The sequence below is a fragment of the Bacillus cereus group sp. MYBK15-3 genome (assembly GCF_051916765.1).
Lineage (GTDB): Bacteria > Bacillota > Bacilli > Bacillales > Bacillaceae_G > Bacillus_A > Bacillus_A cereus.
The window spans coordinates 253,453-276,917 of the sequence record NZ_JBQAHG010000001.1 but is presented as its reverse complement, the minus strand read 5'-3'; the positions used below and the strand labels follow the sequence as shown (position 1 = coordinate 276,917).

The following is a 23,465-nucleotide window of genomic DNA, read 5'->3' as shown; positions in this document are numbered from 1 at the left end:
ATTTTATGGAAATCCTATGCTAACAATATAAAATTTTATAAATATAATGATAAACACTTATAAAGAGGTGAATACAATGGATCAACAAATTGTTATTAAACCGTATCAAAAAGACTGGGTTGAAGAGTATATAAAAGAAAAAGAGAAATTCTGTTCCTTGTTAGGACAAGAAATAATCGCTGTTGAACATATAGGAAGCACAGCAGTAGAAGGATTAGGAGCTAAACCTCTTATTGATATGATGATTGGCGTAACAGAATTGCAAATAACTGAAAAGTGGATTGAAGTTCTATCGGAAATTGGATATGAGTATGTTCCAAAAGATGCAACCAATTGGCGTTTTTTTAGAAAGGGAAAATGGAGAGCAGGTACTCATCATTTGCATGTTTATATTTATAATAGTGACGAATGGAGGAACAATATTTTATTTCGTGACTTTCTAATAAGCCATGAATGGGCACGTAAAGAATATAGAGAATTAAAAGAGATGCTTGCTATTACATATGCTTTTGATCGTGTTTCATATACAAAGGCAAAAGCACCGTTTATTCAAAACATAATAAAGTTAGCTGAAAAAAATCAATAATAATTGTCAGTGATATTGAAATTCTCATTTTATTTTAATCTTTCTCTCATGTTCTTTTCTTTTTTATTTGATAGACTGCTTGTTACAAAGCTTTTGTGAGTAAGGAGATTAAATAAAATGGAGAAGATATTAAGAAATAAATATTTTCGTGTGTGTGTTAAAATTATGGGCATTACTATTATTATTTGTAGTGTATTGATGCTATTTATTAATGTTATATACGGCAATGTTTTGAATGTAAAATGGTTAAATAAAAAATTAGGCTCTTTTGGTGAATATGGGGCTATTATCGCTGCTTCATTATGGTTTTTACGCCATATATGGGTGTTTTTAAAGAAGAAAAATATACAAGGATTTAAAAAAGTTAAAGAAGTGTATCTATTTGCAAAAAAGTTTCATGTATTAATTGGATACGCTATAATAGCTGTTGCAATTACTCATGGTGTTTACTTTTTTATAAAAGGGAGTCCTCATATTTTACTCATATACAGTGGCATATTTTCTCTATTAGCCTTAATCGCACTAGGGGTTGTTGGGTTTTATTTACAGAAAATGAATAAGAAAGAAAAATTTATGATGTATAGAAAAGTGCATCAAATCATTGTAATTATATTTGGAATAGGATTATTTATTCATTTAATTGTCTAGGAGGAACTACCGTTGCAACACATTTTAATTATTGAGGATGAGGAAAGTTTAGCAGATTTTCTAGAATTAGAACTAAAATATGAAGGGTATAAAGTAGATATACAACTAGATGGAAGAAAAGGGTTAAGCGCAGCACTTGAAAAGAATTACGATCTCATTTTGCTTGATTTAATGCTGCCTGGATTAAATGGACTAGAGGTATGTCGTCGACTAAGAGCGACTAAAAATACACCTATTATTATGCTGACTGCTCGTGATAGTATTATGGACCGTGTGACAGGTTTAGATAGTGGAGCGGATGATTATCTTCCGAAACCATTTGCAATTGAAGAACTGTTAGCACGTATGAGAGTGATATTTAGAAGAGAAGAACATATTGAAAACAAGCAGGTTTCATTTCTTACATTCAAAGATTTGCAGCTTCAGATTGAATCTCGAACTATAACGAAAGGAAATGAAGAAATTGAACTTACAAATAAAGAATTCGAGTTATTGCTTATGTTTATGAAAAATATTAATCGCGTACTTACTCGTGATGTTTTACTGGACCAAGTATGGGGATATGATGCAATTGTTGAGACAAATATCGTTGATGTATATGTTCGTTATTTGCGAAACAAGTTACATAGTGTAGATAAGGAGGAGTATATCCAAACAGTCCGTGGTGCGGGATATATAATGAAATGATAAAAAATATTATGTTTCGAATTCGAAATCTACCTATAAAGTGGAAACTAACACTTTGGTCCACTACACTAGTATTTATTTTATTCATCTTATATAGTGCTTTGCAGTTTATTGTAATCAATAAGTGGACTATAGATTATGAACAGAAACAAATAAATAGGCAAGTGACGGAAATAGCGGCATATTTCCAAGATAAAAATGATACCCTTTCGAGTAAAACATTTGAAAACAGTAAAGATTTTCTAAACAATATGATTGATAAGCATCAAATGATTCGTATTATTGACATGGATGGGGGGCCGATTATTACTGTTTCACGAGATTTTAATGAAACGTGGATAAAGCCGAAACAGGTTATAAAAGATGAGTCATTTATAAAAAGGCATTTAGAAGATCGAATATTAGTTAAGCGCATACCAATTAAAACGAAAGAGTTTACTGGCACTATTGAACTTACGAAAAACCTAGAGACATTTGATTATTTATTAAAAGTTATTTTAGTGGTAATGCTTATTGCTGGAATATTTGGATTGATATTTAGTTTTTTAGGTGGGATTCTTATAACGAAGAAACTATTATCAAGTGTTCAAAATATAACAGATACGATGAAACGTATTAAAAAGAATGGACTAAACGAACGGGTTCCAGTACGAGAAAATAATGATGAGCTTGCAAAATTATCATTTCTCTTTAACGAGATGATGGATGAAGTAGAAACTTCTTTTGCACAACAGAAACAGTTTGTCGAAGACGCATCTCATGAACTAAGAACACCGTTAACAATTATTCATGGTCACTTAGCGATGTTAAACCGATGGGGGAAAAATGATCCAGCAGTATTAGATAAATCTCTTCAATCTAGTTTAAAGGAAGTAGATCGTTTAAATAAATTAGTTTCAGAATTGCTTGAACTATCAAGAGCTGAATCTGAACAAATGTATCCAATAGTAGCTGAGCCAGTCCATGTAAATAGCGTATTAAAACATGTTACACAAAACTTTATAGTAATTCAAAGTGATTTTCAATTTGATATGAAATTCGGGGATGACGAGGCTTATGTTTCAATGCCATCATCTTACTTAGAACAAATTATTATTATCATAATGGATAATGCAGTTAAGTATACAAAAGAGGTTAATAAATATATTTGCATAGAATCCAGTTTACAATCAGGGAAAGTTACAATTCGTGTAATAGATCATGGAACGGGAATACCTGAAACCGATTTACCATTTGTTCTTAATCGGTTTTACCGAGTTGACAAAGCGAGAAGTCGAAAACAAGGTGGAAACGGACTAGGTTTGTCTATTGCAAAACGACTTGTAGAAAAATATAAAGGAGCTATTAAAATAGAGAGTAAAGAAAATGAAGAAACAATCGTTACGATTACATTACCATGTATAATAAAATAAGCCTTCAAAGAAGGGGTGCGTTTTGCATTCCTTCTTTTTTTACGATCAAATCATTTTGTTTATTTCGAAATTTCTAGTACATTAAAATTATTAAGGGGGAATAATAATGAAAGCTATCGTACATCAATATAAAACTGGGTTTGACGGTGTAGAATATAAAATATCACCTGAGAGAGCACTTAATGATGGGGAAGTTAAAGTGAAATTAAAATCAGCAGGCTTAAATCATCGGGATTTATTTATTATAAATAATAGAAAAGAAATGGATCTACCATTAGTAATAGGATCAGATGGTGCAGGTATTGTTACGGAAATTGGAAACGGTGTTTCTGATAACATATTACATACAGAAGTTATTATTAATCCTAGTATTGGATGGGAACATGCTACTGAAGTACCGGAGTTACCGGAAGTGCTAGGTGGGCCGAAAGATGGAACGTTTGCTGAATATGTAATTGTACCAGTTGAAAATGTTGTAGAAAAGCCGTCATATCTTACTTGGGAAGAATCAGGTGTTTTATCTTTATCCGCATTAACTGCATATAGAGCGCTTTTTACTAAAGGTAGATTGAAGCGCGGCGAACACGTTTTAATTCCGGGAATAGGCGGTGGTGTTGCTACATTTGCCATGTTATTCGCGAAAGCAATTGGCGCAAAAGTGAGTGTTACTTCAAGGGTAGAGAATAAAATGGAACTTGCTGCAAAATATGGTGCAGATATTTCTTTTCATAGTGCCGGAAATTGGGAAGAGAGCTTACAAGGTGAAAAAGTAGATTTAATAATAGATAGTATAGGTCCAGCAACTTTTTTGAAATATTTTGATGTATTAAAACCAAACGGAAGAATCGTGAATTTTGGTGCAAGCTCAGGAGATAAAATTGAATTACCATTACGCGCGCTATTTTACAATCAAATTGATATTATGGGAACATCCATGGGTAGCCGTGAGGAATTTAATGAGATGATAAAGTTTATAGAAAAACATCAAATTAAACCAATTATTGATAAAGTTTACTCGTTAGAAGAAGCAATTCGAGCACTAAGCCGTATGGAACATGGAGAACAATTTGGAAATATTGTACTTCAAATGAATTAAAAAATATGATTTTACAATTAGTATATTTAAATGAACATGTTATGTATTCCAAACATGAAAAAAATACGAATCGCCTTATTATAAAGGTTTACGAACTTTATACATAAATAGCGTATAAAATTTGTTTTATAATTGTCACATGAGTAATAGTAAAATGAGAATTAGATGAGAAAAGTTTAAGCCCATTTTCATAATGGTATTGTATACTGTGTAAATCAAGAACACTTGTAAGTAGGGAGAGAGTATTATGAATTACACAGTATTTCAGTGGTTTAATAATTTTGCTGATTCATCCAAACTATTAGATACGATAATGGTTGCAATTACAAATAGCGCTGCATACGTAGCCATTTTATTTATGCTTATCTTATGGTTTAATAATGGAAAGAAAGAGAATGCAATTAGAAAACAATATACAGTTTTATATACGACGCTTTCGGTTATTATTGCATTAGTAGTAAATGTTCTTATACATGCGGTATATTACCATCCGCGTCCGTTCGTATCACATGATGTACATCAATTAGTACCACATGCAGCAGATTCATCATTTGTTAGTGATCATTCTGTACTTGTATTTTCAATCGCCTTCGTATTTATTCTTAGAGGAGAAAAACTGAAATATATCGCGCTATTATGGGCAGTGTTAGTCGGTATATCACGTATGTATGTAGGTGTTCATTATCCTTTAGATATACTTGGTGCAGCTTTCATAACACTTGTTACGAGCGGTTTAGTAATGCAAAGTACACGTATGTTTGAACCAATAGCGAAATTCGTATTCAAAATGTATGCATTAGTAGCGAGACGAATTCCTTTCTTAGCAAAATATAACCATATCGCATAATTTTCTTATAAAAAGTTCCCCTTTGGAAATCCAGAGGGGAACTTTTTATAGTAAATAAGAAAAGAGTTTAGAGTGATATGCAATCAAGTTTTGGTGGAGTTAATATTCAGAAATTTCACGCACCGTACTTTAATTAAATAAAACAAAAACAAAAAATAACAATAGTTAGTTTCGTATTGTTTTAAAGGAATTAAAAAGAAAACTTCGAAACATATAGTATTGTAAACAAAAACTACAAATTATAAAACGCATCTTCGTACGAATCCATTCCAAAAGAGAGGAGATAAGTATGCAAAAACTTCAAACGAATAAAGGCGCTCGATATATGATGATTGCTTTTATTGTTTTGTTTCTTATTATGATTTTGCGTATAGTCTATATTCAGGCAGTAGGAGTCGTGCATAATGTAAATGTAAAGGACCTCGCGGATGAACAACATAATAAAAAAGGTGTTTTAGAAGCGAATCGTGGCACTATCTATGACCAAACGGGAAAGGTGTTAGTACAAGATTCTACAACATATCGAGTTGTTGTGAATTTAAAAGGAAAAGATAAAGTGAAAAATAAAGATGAAACCGCACAACAATTAGCCGATGTGCTTGAAATTGATAAAGAAGAAGTATTAAAAAACTTTCATGAAGGGCGTACGCAAGTTGAAATTGGGAAAATTGGTCGGAACTTATCTAGGGAAACGAAGGAAAAAATTAACGATTTAAAAATACCAGGTGTATCTTTTATGTCGGAAAAAGCAAGAGTGTATCCGAATGAAGATTTTGCATCCTATATACTGGGTTTTGCTAGACCAGATGATAAAGGGAATACGGAAGGAAAGTTTGGGGTTGAAAAGAGTTTGGATAAATATTTGCGCTCTACAAACGGGAATATAGAATATGTGGGTACACGAAGGGGGATTCCGCTTACAAATGATATAGGTAAAGTAGAACCTGCTAAAAATGGGAATAACGTGTATTTAACGCTTGATAAACAAATTAATAGCTTTTTAGAAGAAGCGATGAACAAAGCACAAGAGCATTATGATCCTTCTATGTTAATTGGAATTATTGCTGATCCAAAAACAGGAAAGGTTTTAGCGATGTCTAGTAAACCTAGTTACAATCCTAATGTAGGTGATATCGAATACTTTTTAAATGATCCGATTGCAAATGCATATGAACCAGGTTCAACTATGAAAGTTTTTACGTTAGCAGCTGCCATTAATGAAGGTGTATATAACGGAAAAGAATATTTTCAATCTGGAAAATATTCCGTTGGTTCCTCTGATATAAAAGATCATAATGGTGGATTTGGATGGGGGTCAATTACATTTGATGAAGGTTTTGAAAGATCATCAAACGTAGCTTTTTCTATTTTAGAAGATCAGTTACTGAAACCAAATAAATTTAAGCAATATATGAATAAATTTGGATTCAATCAAAAAACAGGAATAGATTTACCTGGAGAAAGTAAAAATACTTTATTATTAAATACGCAAATTCAACAGGTTACAACTTCTTTCGGTCAAGGTTCTACAGTAACTCCGATTCAATTAATCCAAGCAGCTACTGCTATAGCAAATGACGGGAAAATGATGCAACCATATATCGTTGATAAAGTTGTAAATCCAACAAATAAAGAAGTTATTATGGAAAATCAACCGAAAGAAATTGGGAATCCGATAAAAAAAGAAACAGCGGACAAGGTTAGAAGCTTAATGGAGCGTGTTATAACATCTTCAAAAGGAACTGGTACAATGTATAAAGTAGATGGTTATCCAATTGGAGGTAAGACAGGAACAGCACAAATCCCGAATCCTGAAAACGGCCGATATATGGAAGGGAAAGAGAATTACATTTTCTCCTTTTTAGGAATGGCTCCAATTGATGATCCGGAGTTAATCGTATACTTAGCTATTAAGCAGCCAAAGTTAAAAGGAGATGAGTATGGAGCTCAGCCTCTTGCTGAAATATTTAAACCTGTTATAAAAAACAGCCTTGAATATTTAAAGGTGAAACCGTATACAGAAAAACAAATAGCTGATGCAACGAAGCAATCTCAATTAAAAGTACAAAATTATGTAAATCAATCGATGGGTACAGCAGAGAAAAGTGTAGAAAAAGAGAAGCTACAGCCGGTAATTTTAGGAGAAGGAAAAATAATAAAACAATATCCACAGTCTGGCGAGGTAATGAGTGAAGGTGATCGTATATTTTTATTAGGGAATAACGCACAAATGCCAAATGTAAAAGGTTGGTCCATGCGTGATGTTATGTATTTCTCTAAGCTTTTGAAATTAGATTTGAAAACTTCTGGTACAGGTTATGTAACGAGCCAAAGTATTGAAAAAGGACAAGATTTACATGAAGGAGATACACTAGAACTAGAATTAGAACCGCCGTTACAACCGTTAACAGAGGCGAATACGAATTAATTCAGGTATTTGGAAGGAGCTAGATGCAAATGGCTCTTTCTTTAGAGCTGTAAGTAATTTCACGCACCGTAATTTTCAGAAAAAACAATAAATAAATGAATTAATAGAGACACGTTATTAAATATCTGATTATTTTTTATTTACAGTTAAAAATAATTGTGATAATATGGAAAAAATCAAATGCAGTGAAGAGAAGAGTAAATAAAATGAATTTTTTACAGAGAGCTCCATTTAGCTGAAAAGGAGTAAAAATTCTTTATTGAACCAAGCCTCTGAGCAGCGCATCGGAACCTATTATTAGGGGATGGTGTGACGGGAGCTCCCGTTATATAGCTATGGTATAAGCATGAGTTAGAATGCAGTACCTGATAAGGTTAATATGGTGACATATTAACAAACTAGGGTGGCACCGCGATGATAAATCTCGTCCCTAAGATTAAAAGTCTTGGGGGTGGGATTTTTTTATTGTTTTAAAACAATTTTGAAAGCGGGGGCCAAAAATGAAAAACTTTCTTAAAGATTGGAAATATCCTTTATTACTACTGTCCGGTGTTGGTATTGCGAATTTAGGGGCATGGATTTACTTAATAGCACTGAATGTACTTGTCTATAATATGGGTGGCTCAGCCTTAGCTGTTGCTGCTTTATATGTAATAAAACCATTAGCCACTTTATTTACAAACGCTTGGTCTGGGAGTATGATTGATCGTTTAAATAAACGGAAGTTAATGATTCACCTCGATATATATCGTGCGTTATTTATCGCTATTTTACCTTTACTTCCGTCAATTTGGATTGTTTATGTATTTGTATTCTTTATAAGTATGGCCAGTGCAATTTATGAGCCAACTGCTATGACGTATATGACGAAATTAATTCCAGTAGAACAAAGACAACGTTTCAACTCATTACGTAGTTTAATAGGATCTGGTGCATTTTTAATTGGTCCAGCGATAGCAGGGGTTTTATTAATTGCGAGTACACCAGAGATTGCTATATATATAAATGCTATAGCATTTCTCTTATCAGGATTCATTACATTACTTTTACCTAATCTTGATAAGAAAGAAGCTTCGGATACAACAAGTAATACATTATCTCTTACAGTATTAAAAAAAGATTGGAACACTGTTATAAATTTTAGTAGAAAACATGTGTATGTCGTATGCGTGTACTTCTTATTTCAAAGTATGTTCGCATTAGCAACCGCTACTGATTCACTTGAACTATCGTTTGCGAAAGAGGTATTACTACTAACAGATAGTGAATATGGTTTTCTAGTTAGTATAGCTGGTGCAGGATTTATTTTAGGTGCCATAACAAATACAATTTTGTCAAAGAAATTAGCACCTTCACTTCTAATTGGAATAGGATCATTATTCATTACAATTGGTTATTTAATTTATGCTTTTTCAAATGTATTTTTAATAGCTGCTATTGGATTCTGTATTTTATCTTTTTCAATGGCATATGCAAATACAGGATTTTATACATTTTACCAAAATAATATCCCTGTTCATATGATGGGACGGATTGGGAGTATATATGGACTTGTTATTGCGATAGTAACAATCTTTATTACAATATTATCTGGTGTTGCGACTCAGTTCATTTCTATACAACTTGTAGTTATTGTAGGTTCATTGGTCATGTTATTTATTACTATCGTCTTATGTGTGTTTACTTTATTCCCAGCACAATCTAAGTTGTATTCTACTGAATCAATAAAGTGAAACTTTAATCAGGGGGCATCCCCCACTGATTATCAGCCCTCACCAATCGGGCTTTTACGGGCAGCAGGGTCCCCACTTAACTTCTTTGCTTTCGCTGAATTTTGAGATGGGGGTCTTACTGCCCACAAATAGCGGGATAAATTCGAAATGAACTTTGTGTTCTCATTAACAATTTATCGTATTTAATAAAAGGGTTCTTTCCCCTTTATATGGAAAAATTAATAAGGGGAAAGAACAATACCGAAAGATAAGGGTGGTTGTCGTGATAAAAACAAAAGATGAAATTGATAAAATTGTAAAAGAAATACAAAAGAAAATAGATTTCTCTGGAGTAGTTTTAGTAAAAAAAGAAAAAGACTTAGTCTATGAAAAAGCTTTGGGTTACGCAAACCAAAGTGAATGTATAAACAATACGATACAAACAAGATTTGGCATTGCCTCAGGATGTAAAATTTTCACTGCAATTGGGATCTGTCAACTTGTTGAAAAAGGTTTTATTTCTTTTCATACAAAATTAAAAGATTGTCTAGAGATAAAATTTCCAAACTTCGATGAAGATATTACAATACATCAACTACTAACACATAGCGCTGGTATACCAGATTATTTTGATGAAAGTATTATGGATAACTTCGAAGATCTTTGGAAACAAACACCTATGTATCTATTAAAGAGCTTAAAAGACTTTTTATCATTATTCCAAAAAAGTAATATGATGTTTGCACCTGGAACTAAGTTTCACTACAACAATGCAGGTTTTATCATACTTGGATTAATAATAGAAGAACAGACGGGACTTAAATTTACGGAGTATATAGAAAAGAACATTTTTAATCCGATTGGCATGAATGATTCTGGCTATTTTTCGTTAGATAGATTACCAAGACATACAGCTCTAGGATATATAAAGGACGAAACCAACCAAAATTGGAGAACAAACGCCTACTCTATACCGATAAAAGGAGGAGCTGATGGAGGTGCATATGTTACTGCACCAGACATGCTGAAATTTTGGGCGGCCCTATTTAATAATGAAATTTTAGGAAAGGAATATACAAAATTACTTTTAACTCCTCACATTCAAGTAAATGATAAACAGTCCTACGGCTATGGAATATGGATTGAAACACGAGAAAACAAGGTATTCAAATATCATGTAATGGGATATGATCCAGGCGTCAGTTTTCGCTCGGCTATATATCCAGAATTAGGAATCACTTTAGTTATTCCATCGAATAAAGGGGCAGGACCTGAAAAATTAATGACAGAAATAGAAAGAGCTTTTTAATTATATGGATTTAAAAGAAGAGATACGAAAATAATTTAAACGGGTTCATGATTGTTTCCGTTTTGAAAAATATTTTAGTTAACGAGGAACCCTTTATTTATTAAATAAGGGGTTTTTGTAATTCTGTACAATTATATATAATTATATGGATTTTTAAATTAGAAAACATTACTATATAATTGTAAATTTTTATTATTAATGCCTTTAGGATTTTTAGCACCTATCCTATGGGATAAATATAAGAAATTCAAAAGTACAGTTTTATTAGGATTTTCTATATCAGCTAGTATTGAATTGCTACAATTAATTGAGTCTTTATTTAGTGGAGTGGGACGTATTACTGATATTGATGATATGATCTGTAATGTTATAGGTTCTATTGTTGGATATTGTATTTATAATATTTTTTTAAAAGCCATTAATAAATTTAACATTCGAGTGTTGGGTAAAGCTAATTCTAAAGGTGTGGAATTAGTTGATAAATAGGAGTTTAAACGAGTTATTAAAGGCGTACGAGTAAAAAGTACGTCTTTTTATTTTTATAAATAATGCTTAAGGCTGATGAGAAATCACATTTTCCGTCTTACACTTGAAAGTAGCTATCGTATTTCAAGTATGGAATGAAAAGAGGAGAATATAATCTTTAAAGATAAACAAGTTTATAGGAGGATTTTAAATGGATATTTTACTTGTTGTTCTTATTATTGTTTTGATGCAAAGTAAAGAACGAAAAGTGAAAATAAACCGTATTTGGCTCATTCCGGCTTTGTTGTGCTTTGTAACAATCCAGTCCATTATTCATATGGGACAAATAACTTTGCTGCAAGGACTACTGTTTGTTGTAATGCTTGGAATTGGCTTAGGTCTAGGAATTATACGGGGAAGAGCTTTAACATTTCGATTTGATAGTAAAACAGGTCATGTACTACGAAAAGGAAATTGGGTAAGTACAATAATCCTTCTTGTTATTTTAGGAGCAAAAATTATGATTAAACAAAGTATGTTTTCTGATAGTACGCACCAGACATTAATGGTTGTAACAAATGCCTTTTTATGTATTACATTAGGCACTGTGATTAGTAGACGTTATTATATTTGGGAAAAATATAATGAATTAACACAAAAAACGTAAATACATTCACCCCTTGTTTAACATTGCTAAGAACGGTAATACTAATTAACATTGAACTTTTACAACAAGGGATGATAATATGATATACATTTATACAGATTTTGGTGGAACACATACTACCTCACTAGCTGCAGCGTATCATTTAAATAAACTACCAACGGATCGTAAGTTAACGAAAGAAGAAATTTTGAATGTAGATTACTTTAATAAATTGAAAACAGAAGATATGGGAAAAATTATTTTTCATGGAATCGATGAACATGGTCATCCTGTATATACGATTGGATGTGGCGCATCAAAAGTTGTTGTACCAGCGATGAAGCATTTAGGAGAAATCTTGCAAAAACATTATCAAAGTCATGAAAAGATTATTTTTTCTAATACATCACCAACCGTACCTTTACCAATGACTTTCGGTGGGCTGTTTTCTAGAAGGTTCCATATCGATTTTATTGGTGTACCGTTACTCGTATGGGGAGCAAAAATTTGCTGTGATAATATACAAAGGCTTGTTAGTTATACAAAAGAAGCTGGCCGATTAACGAATGATTATGTTGTAATTTTAGATAATGAAACTTTTAAATAGTATATGATAACAAGAAAATCGAGCAAATTCCTTGATTTTCTTTTTTATTTGTGAAATAGACAAGAAATAGTCACATTTAATATGCATCTACTATAGCCAAAACAATAAAGTCCTGTTACTATTACAGGGATATTCTCTTTTCGTAACATAAATATATAGAAAAGTCAGAAAAGAGGAATTGAATTAAGGGAGGAACAACATGAAGCGTGTTGCTTGGATTACTGATAGTACAACTGCGAGTTTTAAAACAGAAGGAGATAACTTTGTTATCCCAATTGAAGTTATTATTGATGGTGTGTCGTACAAAGATTGTGAAGAAGGTGTGCGTGAGCGCGTTTATAATGCTTTGAACGAAGGTAAAACTGTCACTACATCACAGCCTAACATAGGGGAAATGGTAGAGTTATTTTCGAAATGCAAAGAAGAATATGAAGAGGGATTTGCAGTTGCTATTAGCGGAAAAGTAAGTGGAACCTATCAAAATATGAAGTTAGCTGCAGAAATGGCAGGTTTTCCATTAACGGTATTAGACAGTGAAACAACAAGTTATCCAATGGATGAACTAATTAGAAAAGCGAAATCGTTATACAATGATGGTATGACTTTACAAGATATACACAAAACATTAGTAGAGGAAAAAAGAAGACCTTTTCATGTATTTCCAAAGAGTTTAAAAGGTCTATATGCAAGTGGCCGTGTAAAGGGTATTCAATTTTTACTTGGAAGTTTATTAAGTGTCAACTTAATATTAGAAGTAAAAGGTGGAGAGCTTTTACTTGAAAAGAAAGTTCGTAAAATCCAAAAATGTCGAGAATATATTAAAAATGAACTTGAAAAAGAATTACCCAAAGTACTTCATATGTTCCATGCTAATGATAAAGATGGAGCCGAAGAATGGATTGCAGATATTAGACAAGCATTCCCTGAAATGGATTTCAAATTATATCCATTACCAATTTCATTTGCGGTTCATGCAGGTGAAGGTACAATAGCAATTAGTTATTAAAGTAAAACCCGTGAATTATTCACGGGTTTTTTATTTAATTAAAATGAAATGTGATCTCGACATATCTCCATCGAGGTTAGAAATCGATGGTCGAGTTACCTTCTCATATATAACTGTGGAATGCCTTTTTTATGACTTATCCAATTATTTCTTACAAGGTTTAAGGAGGATTGAGTTGAAAATGAATTGATTAAAGTGTAAAATTACACTAAATAACACATTAGTTACTTTTGAGGGGGGAGTAAAGTGAATAAGGAGCATGCAATTGAACTTATTTCAATGAAAATAAAGTTAATACGCACTGAAAAAAGATATACACAAGATAAAATGGCTGAAGTTCTCGGCATATCAAAAAAAACGCTTGTTCAAATTGAGAAAGGGAGAACGAATGCAGGTTGGACCAACACTGTTGCTATTTGTGCATTGTTTAGAGATAGTGAAGTTTTACAGAATACTCTTGGGGATGATCCATTAGTAGTAATCGAAACAATGGCCCACAATAGCACTAACAACTTCAAAGAAAAAACATTGGGAGGAAAAGTCTGGTGGAAGCAGATTCAAGAAAAAGGGAACTTTCGCTTACAACAAAATCTAATTAGTCAGCATTATCGTATTCTAGACAGACAGGATTATCGCTGGTTCAATTCGTTTGATTTAGAAGAAACGCTAAATCAACTTAATAAATTAGCAACGAATTCAGAACATCAAATAACCAGAACTACAATGAGCGAAAATAAATAGGAGGAAATTACATATGATCATCTTGCATTTTCTTTGGATTTACTTTATGCCAATTTACTGGTTATGTGGATTTATAGGTGGAATCTATTTAATTATTGCAGGTATCAAATATCTTAAATTACTTGTAAGTGTAATGGGATTACTTTGTCTTACCCTTGTCGTGTTACCTATTGTTTGTTGGGGGACAGGGATTAATGCGGAATTTCTTCTTACACCCGTTTCCAACTTTTCACTATTCTCTTTAAGTGGGTTAATAGCAGGATTTATTGGATTGTGGTCAAAAATTAAAGGCATAAGAAATATGGGATTTACTATTTTTACTTGTGGAGTAATAGGTGCCCTATTCTATTATTTAATGTCTATACCCGATTCATACTATATAGGATAGTTTTTCAAAACTCAGTTCATTTACAAACAAAAGGATAGTGAAACAGGAAAAACATTATTTCTATTCTTTCTGTCTAACTTATTAAATAAAAAGGAGGTGCTATAGAACTGGTAGCGTTTCCTTTTTCACATGAATCATTCACCTATCAGATAGGTTGCGCTCCAGTACGTAGTAGGTAGCATATCAATAGCTAGCTATAATTTCTACATTCTCTGACTTTAAATGATAAAGGAGATGTTATCACAGTTGTTCCTGCAAAGAAAAAATGAATAGTTGTAGTAAAAACATTCTAGAATACAGAAGCTTAGGAATATTGGATATAAAATATGATAAATACGAGGCATAAGCCAGTTTACAATTTTTATGTCAACACTACAAACTTGACATGTGTGTATTTCGTTTTGCACTGTAAATCATTCATATTGAGTAATAGAATTGTAGAAATATATAATAGAATATTCGCACTAATATTTATACAGCTACAATCTATTTACATATAAGGTTATTAGGATTATATTGAAAATGAAAGAGAAAACAATAGATGGAAGGGGATGTTTTTTATGTTTAAAAAAGCAGCACTAGGGATTTCATCGTTAGCAATTACAGCGTTCGTCGGATTAGGAATGGCAACAGAAGCTTCAGCTGGACCAGCAGCACCACTTACTTCACTAAACGTCGTACAAGTAGAGTCTGAGCTAGGCGGGGTAGAAACAATTAATCAGAACAGCTTCAGCACATCGCGTAACCACGGGGGAAAATATTTATATATTACAACGAAAGAAATGGGCTATGGCCAAAACCCATTTGCTAAAATGAATGGTTCTAATGTAAAAAGTATTGATTCCACTATAATTGGCGGAAGACCAATCGTTGGCTGGTATTATAAATGGGATGCTTCTGGACACCAACAAGGAACGTTTGAGTACCAAAAGACATCTATAAATTCACCATTTAATACAATGCGTACATCAATTTATATCCAATAATCTTGAAAGCGTTCGCACATATAGAATAGTAAAAAAGGTACTTCTAGGAGTACCTTTTTTTGATTTGAATCACGTTCATCTATATTTACAATCCTGATTTCACAGCAAAAATACTTACCATAAAACAAAATCCTTAAACGTCTATAAAATTAATATGAACGCGTAGTACAAGTCCGCCACAGTTAAAGTACGTAACTTTACATATTTCAACTCAATGAAGAAGGAAGAAACTGTAGTACTTACGCCGCAGTTTTTAATTTATCCATGAACTCATAGTTTAATTTTAAGTTTTTTAGATATATAGACATAACCGTACTACCTGCTACTCTTTTTTAAAATTCAAGATTAAAAAGAGTAGCTAAATTTAAATAAGCTTAGCTTGATGGATATGTGGCGGAACTCTAAAATTAATTACATCTTTTTCATAATATAAACAATTTTATATAGGGAGATGAAAGGATTTTTTAAAATAATAAAGAAGTATGTATAAACAAATATATAAATGGTAGTGATTAGGATGAAAATCAGTAAGTTTGCAGAAGTAAATAATGTAAGTGTAGATACGATTAGACATTATATGGATCTCGGACTCGTTATTCCTGAGAAAAAAGGAAGTCACTATTTTTTTGACGAGTATTGTCAAAAGGATATAGAACTTATATTAGAGTACAAATGGATAGGGTTTAGCTTGAATGAAATTAAAGAACTGTTTCTTTATAAAAATTTAGGGAAATCCTTAGACTATGAAAAGGATATTTTTTATCAATCTTTATTTAAAGTAAAATATGAAAAGATTGAACAAGAGATAAAAACCTTAAAGGAACGAAAAGATAAATTAAAGAAAACGTTAAATAATTTATCTATAGAAACTGAAATTTCGAGTTCAATTTTAGGGGTAGATTTAAAAGTACTTCATTTATTTAAATGTGTTAAGTGTAACGGAAATTTAATTCTTGAAGATGGCATTATTAATAAAAATCAAATTGTTGAGGGGAAATTAATTTGTAATTGTGGTGAAGAATACGCGATTACTTCCGGAGTTTTAACAGCTGGAAAATTATTTGAGGTGTATAAGAGGAAATCACTTGAAGATTCTATTTCAGATTATATCCATGAAACGGATACTGCTTTTTTGGAAAATGTTCAAAGAGGAGGAGAATGGGCGAAAAAGAAACTAATGCAATTAGATTTAAATGAAAAAATACTACTTGATTTAGGGTCTGGTATTGGGTTCTTTTTACGAAATATTTATGAAGAACTACCGGAAGAGTGTTTATATATTGCTGTTGATCGAGATTTGAATAAACTTTTACTTTTAAAAGATGTAATTGAGAGAAGAAATGTGAAAAGAAATATTGTATTTATCTGTGCCGACTTTCTAAACATACCTATTCAGAATAATTCTGTTGATATTGTAATCGATCAATCAGGTACAAGTAATTATAGTTTTGAATATGAGGAGTTCTTATTGTGTGAATTAAATTCCCTTTTTAAACACAATTGTTATTTATTAAGTTCATTTATTTTATTTAATAAATTCAGCATAAATAGCCAAATTGCACCTAGACTCAGAGAGAATTTTACATCTGCAAAAGTAACAAAAGAAATCGAAAATTTACAGTTTCAATCTATTGATGAAAGTACTTCAAATTATTTGATACGAGGGGGAAGGTACGAGGATTTCTTTGTTCAAGGAGAAGAAATTTATACATATTCATTTTTCGGAAAAAGATGGGGTTAACCCCATCTTTTATTTATTTCCCCTTAAAACTTTTCAAATAGTACATATTGCTATTGGGTTGACCCAAGAACTTACAATGTACGTAACACAAAGTTAGGTAGGGGGAAAAGTGATGGGAAGTTTACGATTACATATAGAAAATAAAAAAAGAAACCAAGAACTAAGAAATATGTGTCTCTATTCATTCGGGAAAACAGTATCAATATTTGGTAGCTCTATTTATAGTTTTGCATTAGGATTATATGTTTTACATATAACCGGATCAGCATTAAATTTTGCCATTACGCTTATTTTAGGAACTATTCCGATGATTGTTATGAATCCATTTGCTGGTGTAATTGCAGATAAAGTTGATAAAAAGAAATTGGTCATTTGTATGGATTTACTAAGTGGAAGCTTATTAATTACTGTTTATATATTTAGCAGTAATTATGGATTAGACTTATTCACCATTTATGCTACTACCTTTCTTATAACGGTATTTACAACATTTTTTGGAATAGGATTAGAAGCTGCAAAACCAAATATCGTCTCCAAAGAGAGGCTAATGAGTATTAACTCTATAAGTAAAATTATCGATTCTATATCTTTAATTCTAGGTCCTATGTTAGGTGGTATTGTTTTTGCAGTCTTTGATATTAAAATTTTTATAATTATAAACGGTATTTCATTTATCCTTTCGGCTATTTCCATATTATTTATTAACTTTAAATTGTTTGAGCAAAACATAAATGAGGAATGTTCAATTAGAAAAATTAATTTTATTGAAGATATAAAGGAGGGATACTCTTACTTATTGGAGCGGAAAAGCTTAAAAAATACTTTTAGTATTTTAATTTCCCTTAATTTCTTTTTAGGCTTTGCTGTAACTGTTCCATTGCCATACATTATTAACACAGTTCTCAATCTTAGTTCTAAGCAATTTGGTATGATTCAAGGGACTTTTCCGATAGGTATGATAGTTGGTGCAATATTAGTAAAAAAGATAACTAATTGTTTTTCTTATTCTTATCTATTGAAGAAAATAAGTTTTATGTTGGCAATTTTTATGATAGTTTCAGGAATACCTGTTTTATTTAAATCTATTGTAGTAAATAATTTGGTATATGTTACTACGTATTGCATGATTATGTTCTTTTTAGGATTTATGATAGCACAAATTGATATTCCTTTAATGTATTTCATGCAAAATGAGATTCCTGAAGAATATAGAGGAAGAGTTCTTAGTATTGGATTAAGCTTAGGTAAAATAATGCAGCCAATAGCACTTGCAATATCAGGACTATTATTAAATTTCATTCCAGCCTATACGCTTCCCATTGCAGGGGGGATTGTATTTTTTATTTTGAATAAAATTTTAGCAAATAAGTTAAATTTAGAAATTCATTCAAAAGATTATAGTGTTTAACGTAACTTAAAAAGCGCAGGATTCTAATCCTGCGCTTTTCTATCGTAATTCAGCTGTTTTTCTAATAACAATCTTATCAATTTCATCTTCTTCATCACCAATAAATAATCCTCGTTCTTTTAAATATGCTTCAAAATATAAATCTGCTTCAGCGCGTTCGTCATATGGCTTTACAGAGAGAACGAAACCTAATTTGTTTTGTTCTTCTAAATGAGAAGTGGAGATGTAAGCCGGTACATTATGGCGTAAAAAGAGTTCTTTAACCGGAATAATCATATCTTTCATTAATTTCGTTAGCATACCCATTTCAAACTCGAAATTAAAGCGATCTATACTAGATAAATCAGCAAATACTACACCGATAAAACCTGTATTAAATACTTCTTGATATTCTACATCTTCGTCATGGCCGCCGTAAAAATTCTTTTCGATTAAATAATTGACAAAATAAGCAACGCCATCACTTTGTTCAAATGGTTTCGTTGAAAGAACAAAGCCAATTTTCTTTTGTTTATGTAAATACACACATGACATGTATGCTGAAATGTTATGTTCTTTAAATAAAGCACTTGTTGCTCCAGAGAGACCATCTAATACGTGATGAACAATTTGAAGTTTTTTACGAGCGAAATAATAGGATTTCTTTTGTAACTCCAATGTATCAATAAAGACAGAGCCGATAAAGCCTGTATTTGAAATAATAGGTGCTTGCTTTTTTCTTCCTCTGCGCTTTAATGGAGCCATTGTTAAAATCATCCCTTCATGTACGTTTAAAATAAAAAGAACATTTGTTCGTATGTTTATATTTTACTATTAAAACGCTATAAAGTAAAGGGTTTTTGATGAAAATATAACAAAAAAGACACCTTATAAAAGGTGCCTTAAACGCTGTAGGGAATAGGGTTTACCCTAACTATTTATATTATGATACAGAAACAATCTCTTCTGTATCTTCTACATCTAAATGACAGTCCATAGTACGAACATCTTGATCTTCATGACTTCCGAAATAAATAGTAATTTTCATATGTATCGCTCCTTTATTCTAGGAATACCTAAAATAATTACTAGTAATGTTAATATTTATTATATACCACTTTTTTCATTCCGACAACGTTATATCATTTTTAATTATTTTAAACTATAGAGCACAATTTAAAGAGGTACTTTTTATAGAAAAAGGTAAATTTCTAATATGTTATATTTAATATAGAAGAATTCGAGGAGTACTTTTTATGAAAAGGAGAACTATTGATGAATTATAAACAACTACTAATAGATAACTTTGCATTTAAAACTTCATATGTTGCGCAATTTGTGCCCGGAATGAGTATAAAAGAAACGCAAGATTATATTGCTGTTGATTGCGGATTACCTGCCGATACATTCAATATCATCACTCTACTAAACAATAATTTAACGGTAGGGATAGAGAAATTATATAAGGAGGTAGAATACTATAATCAAAAGAAATTTCCAATGAGTGTTTGGTTATGGGATGAAGAGCAAGAGTGGGATATAAAAAGTGAGTTAATTAAAATTGGTTTAAAAGAAGCGGAACAGAATATTGCGATGGTAGCAGACTTAAAAACAATTTCTCCAACAATAAACATGCCAGTAAGTTTTACAATTCAACAGGCATCATCACCTGCACAAATAAAAAAATTTGGAGAAATGTTAGCTAATCTATTCGGCACATCAGAAGAAGGTATACATGTACAAGCATTCTATAATCAAATTTCTAATCTTGATTTATGGAACAGTGAAAATATGAAACTATTTTTAGGATTTTATGAAGGGGAAGTCGTAACTGTTGGTTCATTGATATGTTCAAAAGATAGTATTGGTATTTATGACATCGCAACTAAAGAGGAAATGAGAGGACGAGGATTCGGATCTACTATGTTCAATTTCCTTCTGCAAGAAGCACAAAAATTAAAAAATATGTATTGTGTGTTACAAGCTTCACCCGATGGAATCAACATTTATAAAAGATCGGGATTTCAAGCTATTGGCAAAATGACTGTATTGGAAAATCGACATTTAATTGAGTAAATCATTCAAGTTAAATCGTCTTTATATAGGAGCTTATAAATCGTTATGAAAAAGATATATCTCGTTACAATAATTTGTGCCTTTATAGTAATAAGTATCTTTGTTTTTCAGAAAATAAATAAACATAAGTATACTAAAGCTATTAATCAATCAAATCATATAAAAAATATCGCACATAGAGGTGCTTCTGCGTATGCACCTGAACATACAATAGCAGCATATCAATTAGGCCAACAAATGAATGGAGATTATATAGAAATTGATCTTCAAATGACAAAAGATGGACATTTAGTGGCTATGCATGATGAAATATTAAACCGTACAACGAATGGTACTGGGCTGGTAAAAGAGCATACATTAGAAGAAATAAAGCAACTAAATGCTGGCTCTCTTTTCAATGAAAAATATCCGAACTTAGCAAAGAAAGAATTTGAAAATGCAAAAGTCCCAACATTAACAGAAATTATTGAAACGTTTGGGCATAACGCGAACTATTATATTGAAACAAAAACACCTGATGAATATCCAGGAATGGAAGAAAAATTATTAGAAATTATTAATCACTACGAAATACAGGATAAAGTTATTATTCAATCGTTTAGTGAAGAAAGTCTACAAAAGATTCATAGCTTAAATAGTAATATATCCATAGTACAATTATTACCTTATAAAAAAGCAGTTCAATTAACAAAATTAGAGATAGAAAAGTATAAAATGTACTGCATAGGTCTTGGCATGAATTACAAATATATTGATTCAGATTATGTAAATAAAATAAAGAAAAACGGATTAGAAGTTCATCCATTTACAGTAGATAATGAAAAAGATATGAAAAAGTTACTTTCATGGGGAGTCGATGGGATGTTTACTAATGATCCGGATCGTTTACATTCAATATTATTGGATTTGAAAAGTCATGAATAAGAAGTGTTATTCATAAAGGAAAAATTTATACAACCTGTATATTAGGATTATCAATGCAAGAAGGCATGTGGCATATAAAAAGAAAATACCAAAAACCGCAACTGGAAGACTTAAGTTGTGGTTTTTTTATTGCTTCGATTTCAACTTACAAAGTTTGAAGCTAGAAGTGAAAACCTTTTTAGCTGAATTGGCTTCCTATGTATTTGTACTTCGTATCGTTGTAGGTATATGTACAACCCGTGAGAAGAGTTTTGCATAGGATAATAGAAAAGGAGATGTTGCATATTGAAATACCACAATAGAAATGTAAGTAATCTGAATAAATTAGCGGATAATACGAAAGCTGCAGCTTTTAAGTGGTATCAGTACTGTATCGACAATGGAATTGAAGTATTAATTTATGAAACAATCCGAACGGTCGAGCAACAACGGGAATATGTTCGTAAAGGAGCATCACAAACGATGCGCTCATATCACTTAGTAGGACAGGCATTAGATTTTGTTCCAATTCAGTCGAATGGTACAGAAGATTGGAATGGCTATAATAAAGAACCGTGGGCATCAGCAATTCGTTATGCTAAACAAATTGGTTTTGAATGGGGCGGTGACTGGAAAGGATTTGTGGATAGCCCGCATTTGCAATATAACTACAAAGGATATGGAACGGATACTTTTGGAAAAGGTGCTCAAAACGTAGTGACTCCTTCCACGTCGAATGATAGTGTAGGGATTGCTTATATTAACGGTAGTAATGTAAATTTACGAAAAGGACCTGGTACTGGATATGGCGTTATTCGTCAATTAGGGAAAGGAGAGTCCTACAAAGTATTTGGGCAATCAAATGGCTGGTTAAATCTCGGTGGCGATCAGTGGATTTTTAACGATCCATCATATATTCGTTATACGGGAGGAAATGTACCAACACCTTCACAATCATCAAACGGGGGTATAGGTGTAGTTACTATAATCGCTGATGTATTACGTGTTCGTACCGGCCCAGGAACAAATTACGGCATTGTGAAAAACGTGTATCAAGGTGAAAAATATCAATCATTTGGATATAAAGATGGTTGGTATAATGTTGGTGGAAATCAATGGGTTTCTGGTGAATATGTTACGTTTGTAAAGTAAAAATAAGAGCCGTCCTGTTGGGCGGCATTGTATTTTAAATATTCATAGGGCGAGCACTCATGATATCATTCGTGATACATAGATTATAATTTTTCATTCTAATAATCAGAAAGTAATCAAAATGTAATTAATTTCAACTACGCTTTTTATATTTTTTTGATACACTGGCTACGAGGGGGATACCAATTAAGGTGGGTAAAAACCAAAACCATATTGGCGGAAGTAAATTTATAATGGGAATATGGATGCCGACATTTACTAAAAGTGCGGTGACTGCACCTATATAAGAACCTAACATACCTCTAATGTGGTGATGGAGCCAATTTTTCCAACGTTTTTTTCGTGCAAGGTATCCATAAATCGCAAATGAATAAGAGAAGATTGCTACATAAAATAAATATGCGATTTTATCCCAGTTTATAATGGATAATATAATGGCAGTAACGGTGATAACGACATAGGATGCGTGATATATTTCACCCCATTCCGTATGTTTACCTTTCTTCTTTTGAGCAACCATCGCTATTATCCCAGTTATTAAACATATCGTTCCAAATAATATGTGGATGGTTAAAAGAATGTTGAAAATGCTCATCATAATTCCTCCCTTTTTATTTTTATAGTATTGCAGCATAGGAGAAA

General features: G+C 31.8%; 22 protein-coding genes, 1 pseudogene and 1 other annotated feature. Of the genes and pseudogenes, 21 read left to right on the top strand and 2 right to left on the bottom strand.

The features are described from left to right. The first annotated feature begins 76 nt into the window (after positions 1-76). The 18 genes and pseudogenes from ACTFR8_RS01520 to ACTFR8_RS01435 all read left to right on the top strand — a co-directional run bounded on the left by ACTFR8_RS01520 (position 77) and on the right by ACTFR8_RS01435 (position 18,713). On the top strand, positions 77-586 hold the full coding sequence (locus tag ACTFR8_RS01520; RefSeq protein WP_000372690.1) for a GrpB family protein: 510 nt from the start codon (positions 77-79) through the stop codon (positions 584-586). A gap of 117 nt (positions 587-703) precedes the next feature. After that, positions 704-1,234 carry a hypothetical protein gene (locus tag ACTFR8_RS01515; protein WP_000411454.1) on the top strand — a complete coding sequence of 177 codons (531 nt, stop codon included), beginning with the start codon at positions 704-706 and terminating at the stop codon, positions 1,232-1,234. A 12-nt stretch (positions 1,235-1,246) separates the two neighbouring features. Further along, positions 1,247-1,921, top strand: a complete 675-nt coding sequence (locus ACTFR8_RS01510) for a response regulator transcription factor (RefSeq protein ID WP_001163828.1) — start codon at positions 1,247-1,249, stop codon at positions 1,919-1,921. Then, positions 1,918-3,333: a HAMP domain-containing sensor histidine kinase gene (locus ACTFR8_RS01505; RefSeq protein ID WP_252210006.1), complete on the top strand. Its 1,416-nt coding sequence runs from the start codon at positions 1,918-1,920 to the stop codon at positions 3,331-3,333. The genes ACTFR8_RS01510 and ACTFR8_RS01505 overlap by 4 nt, the downstream gene beginning before the upstream one ends. Positions 3,334-3,439: 106 nt before the next feature. Beyond that, positions 3,440-4,429, top strand: a complete 990-nt coding sequence (locus tag ACTFR8_RS01500; RefSeq protein ID WP_000644547.1) for a zinc-binding dehydrogenase — start codon at positions 3,440-3,442, stop codon at positions 4,427-4,429. Positions 4,430-4,676: 247 nt separating this feature from the next. After that, positions 4,677-5,276, top strand: a complete 600-nt coding sequence (locus tag ACTFR8_RS01495; RefSeq protein ID WP_001110118.1) for an undecaprenyl-diphosphatase — start codon at positions 4,677-4,679, stop codon at positions 5,274-5,276. Between the two features lie 289 nt (positions 5,277-5,565). Then, positions 5,566-7,704 carry a penicillin-binding protein gene (locus ACTFR8_RS01490; RefSeq protein WP_252210008.1) on the top strand — a complete coding sequence of 713 codons (2,139 nt, stop codon included), beginning with the start codon at positions 5,566-5,568 and terminating at the stop codon, positions 7,702-7,704. Positions 7,705-7,880: 176 nt separating this feature from the next. Then, positions 7,881-8,139, top strand: a binding site (T-box leader). 65 nt (positions 8,140-8,204) lie between these two features. Further along, positions 8,205-9,437, top strand: coding sequence for an MFS transporter (locus ACTFR8_RS01485; RefSeq protein ID WP_252210009.1), 1,233 nt, complete (start codon positions 8,205-8,207; stop codon positions 9,435-9,437). Positions 9,438-9,699: 262 nt separating this feature from the next. Further along, positions 9,700-10,725: a serine hydrolase domain-containing protein gene (locus tag ACTFR8_RS01480; RefSeq protein ID WP_044584507.1), complete on the top strand. Its 1,026-nt coding sequence runs from the start codon at positions 9,700-9,702 to the stop codon at positions 10,723-10,725. A gap of 189 nt (positions 10,726-10,914) precedes the next feature. Further along, positions 10,915-11,211, top strand: a pseudogene (locus ACTFR8_RS01475) (VanZ family protein); the annotation flags it as partial. A 190-nt stretch (positions 11,212-11,401) separates the two neighbouring features. Next, a complete protein-coding gene (locus ACTFR8_RS01470; RefSeq protein ID WP_000353708.1) occupies positions 11,402-11,857 on the top strand; it encodes a DUF1453 family protein in 456 nt (151 codons plus the stop codon). A 79-nt stretch (positions 11,858-11,936) separates the two neighbouring features. Beyond that, the gene (locus tag ACTFR8_RS01465) at positions 11,937-12,443 is read left to right on the top strand and encodes a DUF3189 family protein (protein ID WP_000639421.1); all 507 of its coding nucleotides are present in this window, start codon (positions 11,937-11,939) and stop codon (positions 12,441-12,443) included. A 199-nt stretch (positions 12,444-12,642) separates the two neighbouring features. Beyond that, a complete protein-coding gene (locus tag ACTFR8_RS01460; protein ID WP_252210011.1) occupies positions 12,643-13,449 on the top strand; it encodes a DegV family protein in 807 nt (268 codons plus the stop codon). A gap of 246 nt (positions 13,450-13,695) precedes the next feature. Then, positions 13,696-14,190 carry a helix-turn-helix transcriptional regulator gene (locus tag ACTFR8_RS01455; protein ID WP_001031006.1) on the top strand — a complete coding sequence of 165 codons (495 nt, stop codon included), beginning with the start codon at positions 13,696-13,698 and terminating at the stop codon, positions 14,188-14,190. 13 nt (positions 14,191-14,203) lie between these two features. Beyond that, on the top strand, positions 14,204-14,578 hold the full coding sequence (locus ACTFR8_RS01450; protein ID WP_000584709.1) for a hypothetical protein: 375 nt from the start codon (positions 14,204-14,206) through the stop codon (positions 14,576-14,578). Positions 14,579-15,138: 560 nt separating this feature from the next. Then, entirely contained in the window at positions 15,139-15,564 is a 426-nt protein-coding gene (locus ACTFR8_RS01445; RefSeq protein WP_000472917.1) for a DUF4879 domain-containing protein, read from the top strand. 517 nt (positions 15,565-16,081) lie between these two features. Next, entirely contained in the window at positions 16,082-17,305 is a 1,224-nt protein-coding gene (locus ACTFR8_RS01440; RefSeq protein WP_000703280.1) for a MerR family transcriptional regulator, read from the top strand. Positions 17,306-17,417: 112 nt separating this feature from the next. After that, on the top strand, positions 17,418-18,713 hold the full coding sequence (locus ACTFR8_RS01435; RefSeq protein ID WP_252210012.1) for an MFS transporter: 1,296 nt from the start codon (positions 17,418-17,420) through the stop codon (positions 18,711-18,713). A 39-nt stretch (positions 18,714-18,752) separates the two neighbouring features. Here the strand turns inward: ACTFR8_RS01435 and ACTFR8_RS01430 are convergent, their stop codons facing one another. Beyond that, entirely contained in the window at positions 18,753-19,457 is a 705-nt protein-coding gene (locus ACTFR8_RS01430; RefSeq protein ID WP_000035356.1) for a hypothetical protein, read from the bottom strand. A gap of 510 nt (positions 19,458-19,967) precedes the next feature. Here ACTFR8_RS01430 and ACTFR8_RS01425 point away from each other — a divergent pair. The 3 genes from ACTFR8_RS01425 (at position 19,968) to ACTFR8_RS01415 (ending at position 22,823) form a co-directional block, all read left to right on the top strand. After that, positions 19,968-20,768, top strand: a complete 801-nt coding sequence (locus ACTFR8_RS01425) for a GNAT family N-acetyltransferase (RefSeq protein WP_001107066.1) — start codon at positions 19,968-19,970, stop codon at positions 20,766-20,768. Between the two features lie 45 nt (positions 20,769-20,813). Next, on the top strand, positions 20,814-21,692 hold the full coding sequence (locus ACTFR8_RS01420) for a glycerophosphodiester phosphodiesterase (RefSeq protein ID WP_000725661.1): 879 nt from the start codon (positions 20,814-20,816) through the stop codon (positions 21,690-21,692). 285 nt (positions 21,693-21,977) lie between these two features. Next, complete coding sequence (locus ACTFR8_RS01415; RefSeq protein WP_000873743.1) at positions 21,978-22,823, top strand: SH3 domain-containing protein; 846 nt, start codon at positions 21,978-21,980, stop codon at positions 22,821-22,823. A 133-nt stretch (positions 22,824-22,956) separates the two neighbouring features. Here the strand turns inward: ACTFR8_RS01415 and ACTFR8_RS01410 are convergent, their stop codons facing one another. Next, positions 22,957-23,418, bottom strand: coding sequence for a DUF2306 domain-containing protein (locus tag ACTFR8_RS01410; RefSeq protein ID WP_000021727.1), 462 nt, complete (start codon positions 23,416-23,418; stop codon positions 22,957-22,959). Positions 23,419-23,465 lie beyond the last annotated feature (47 nt).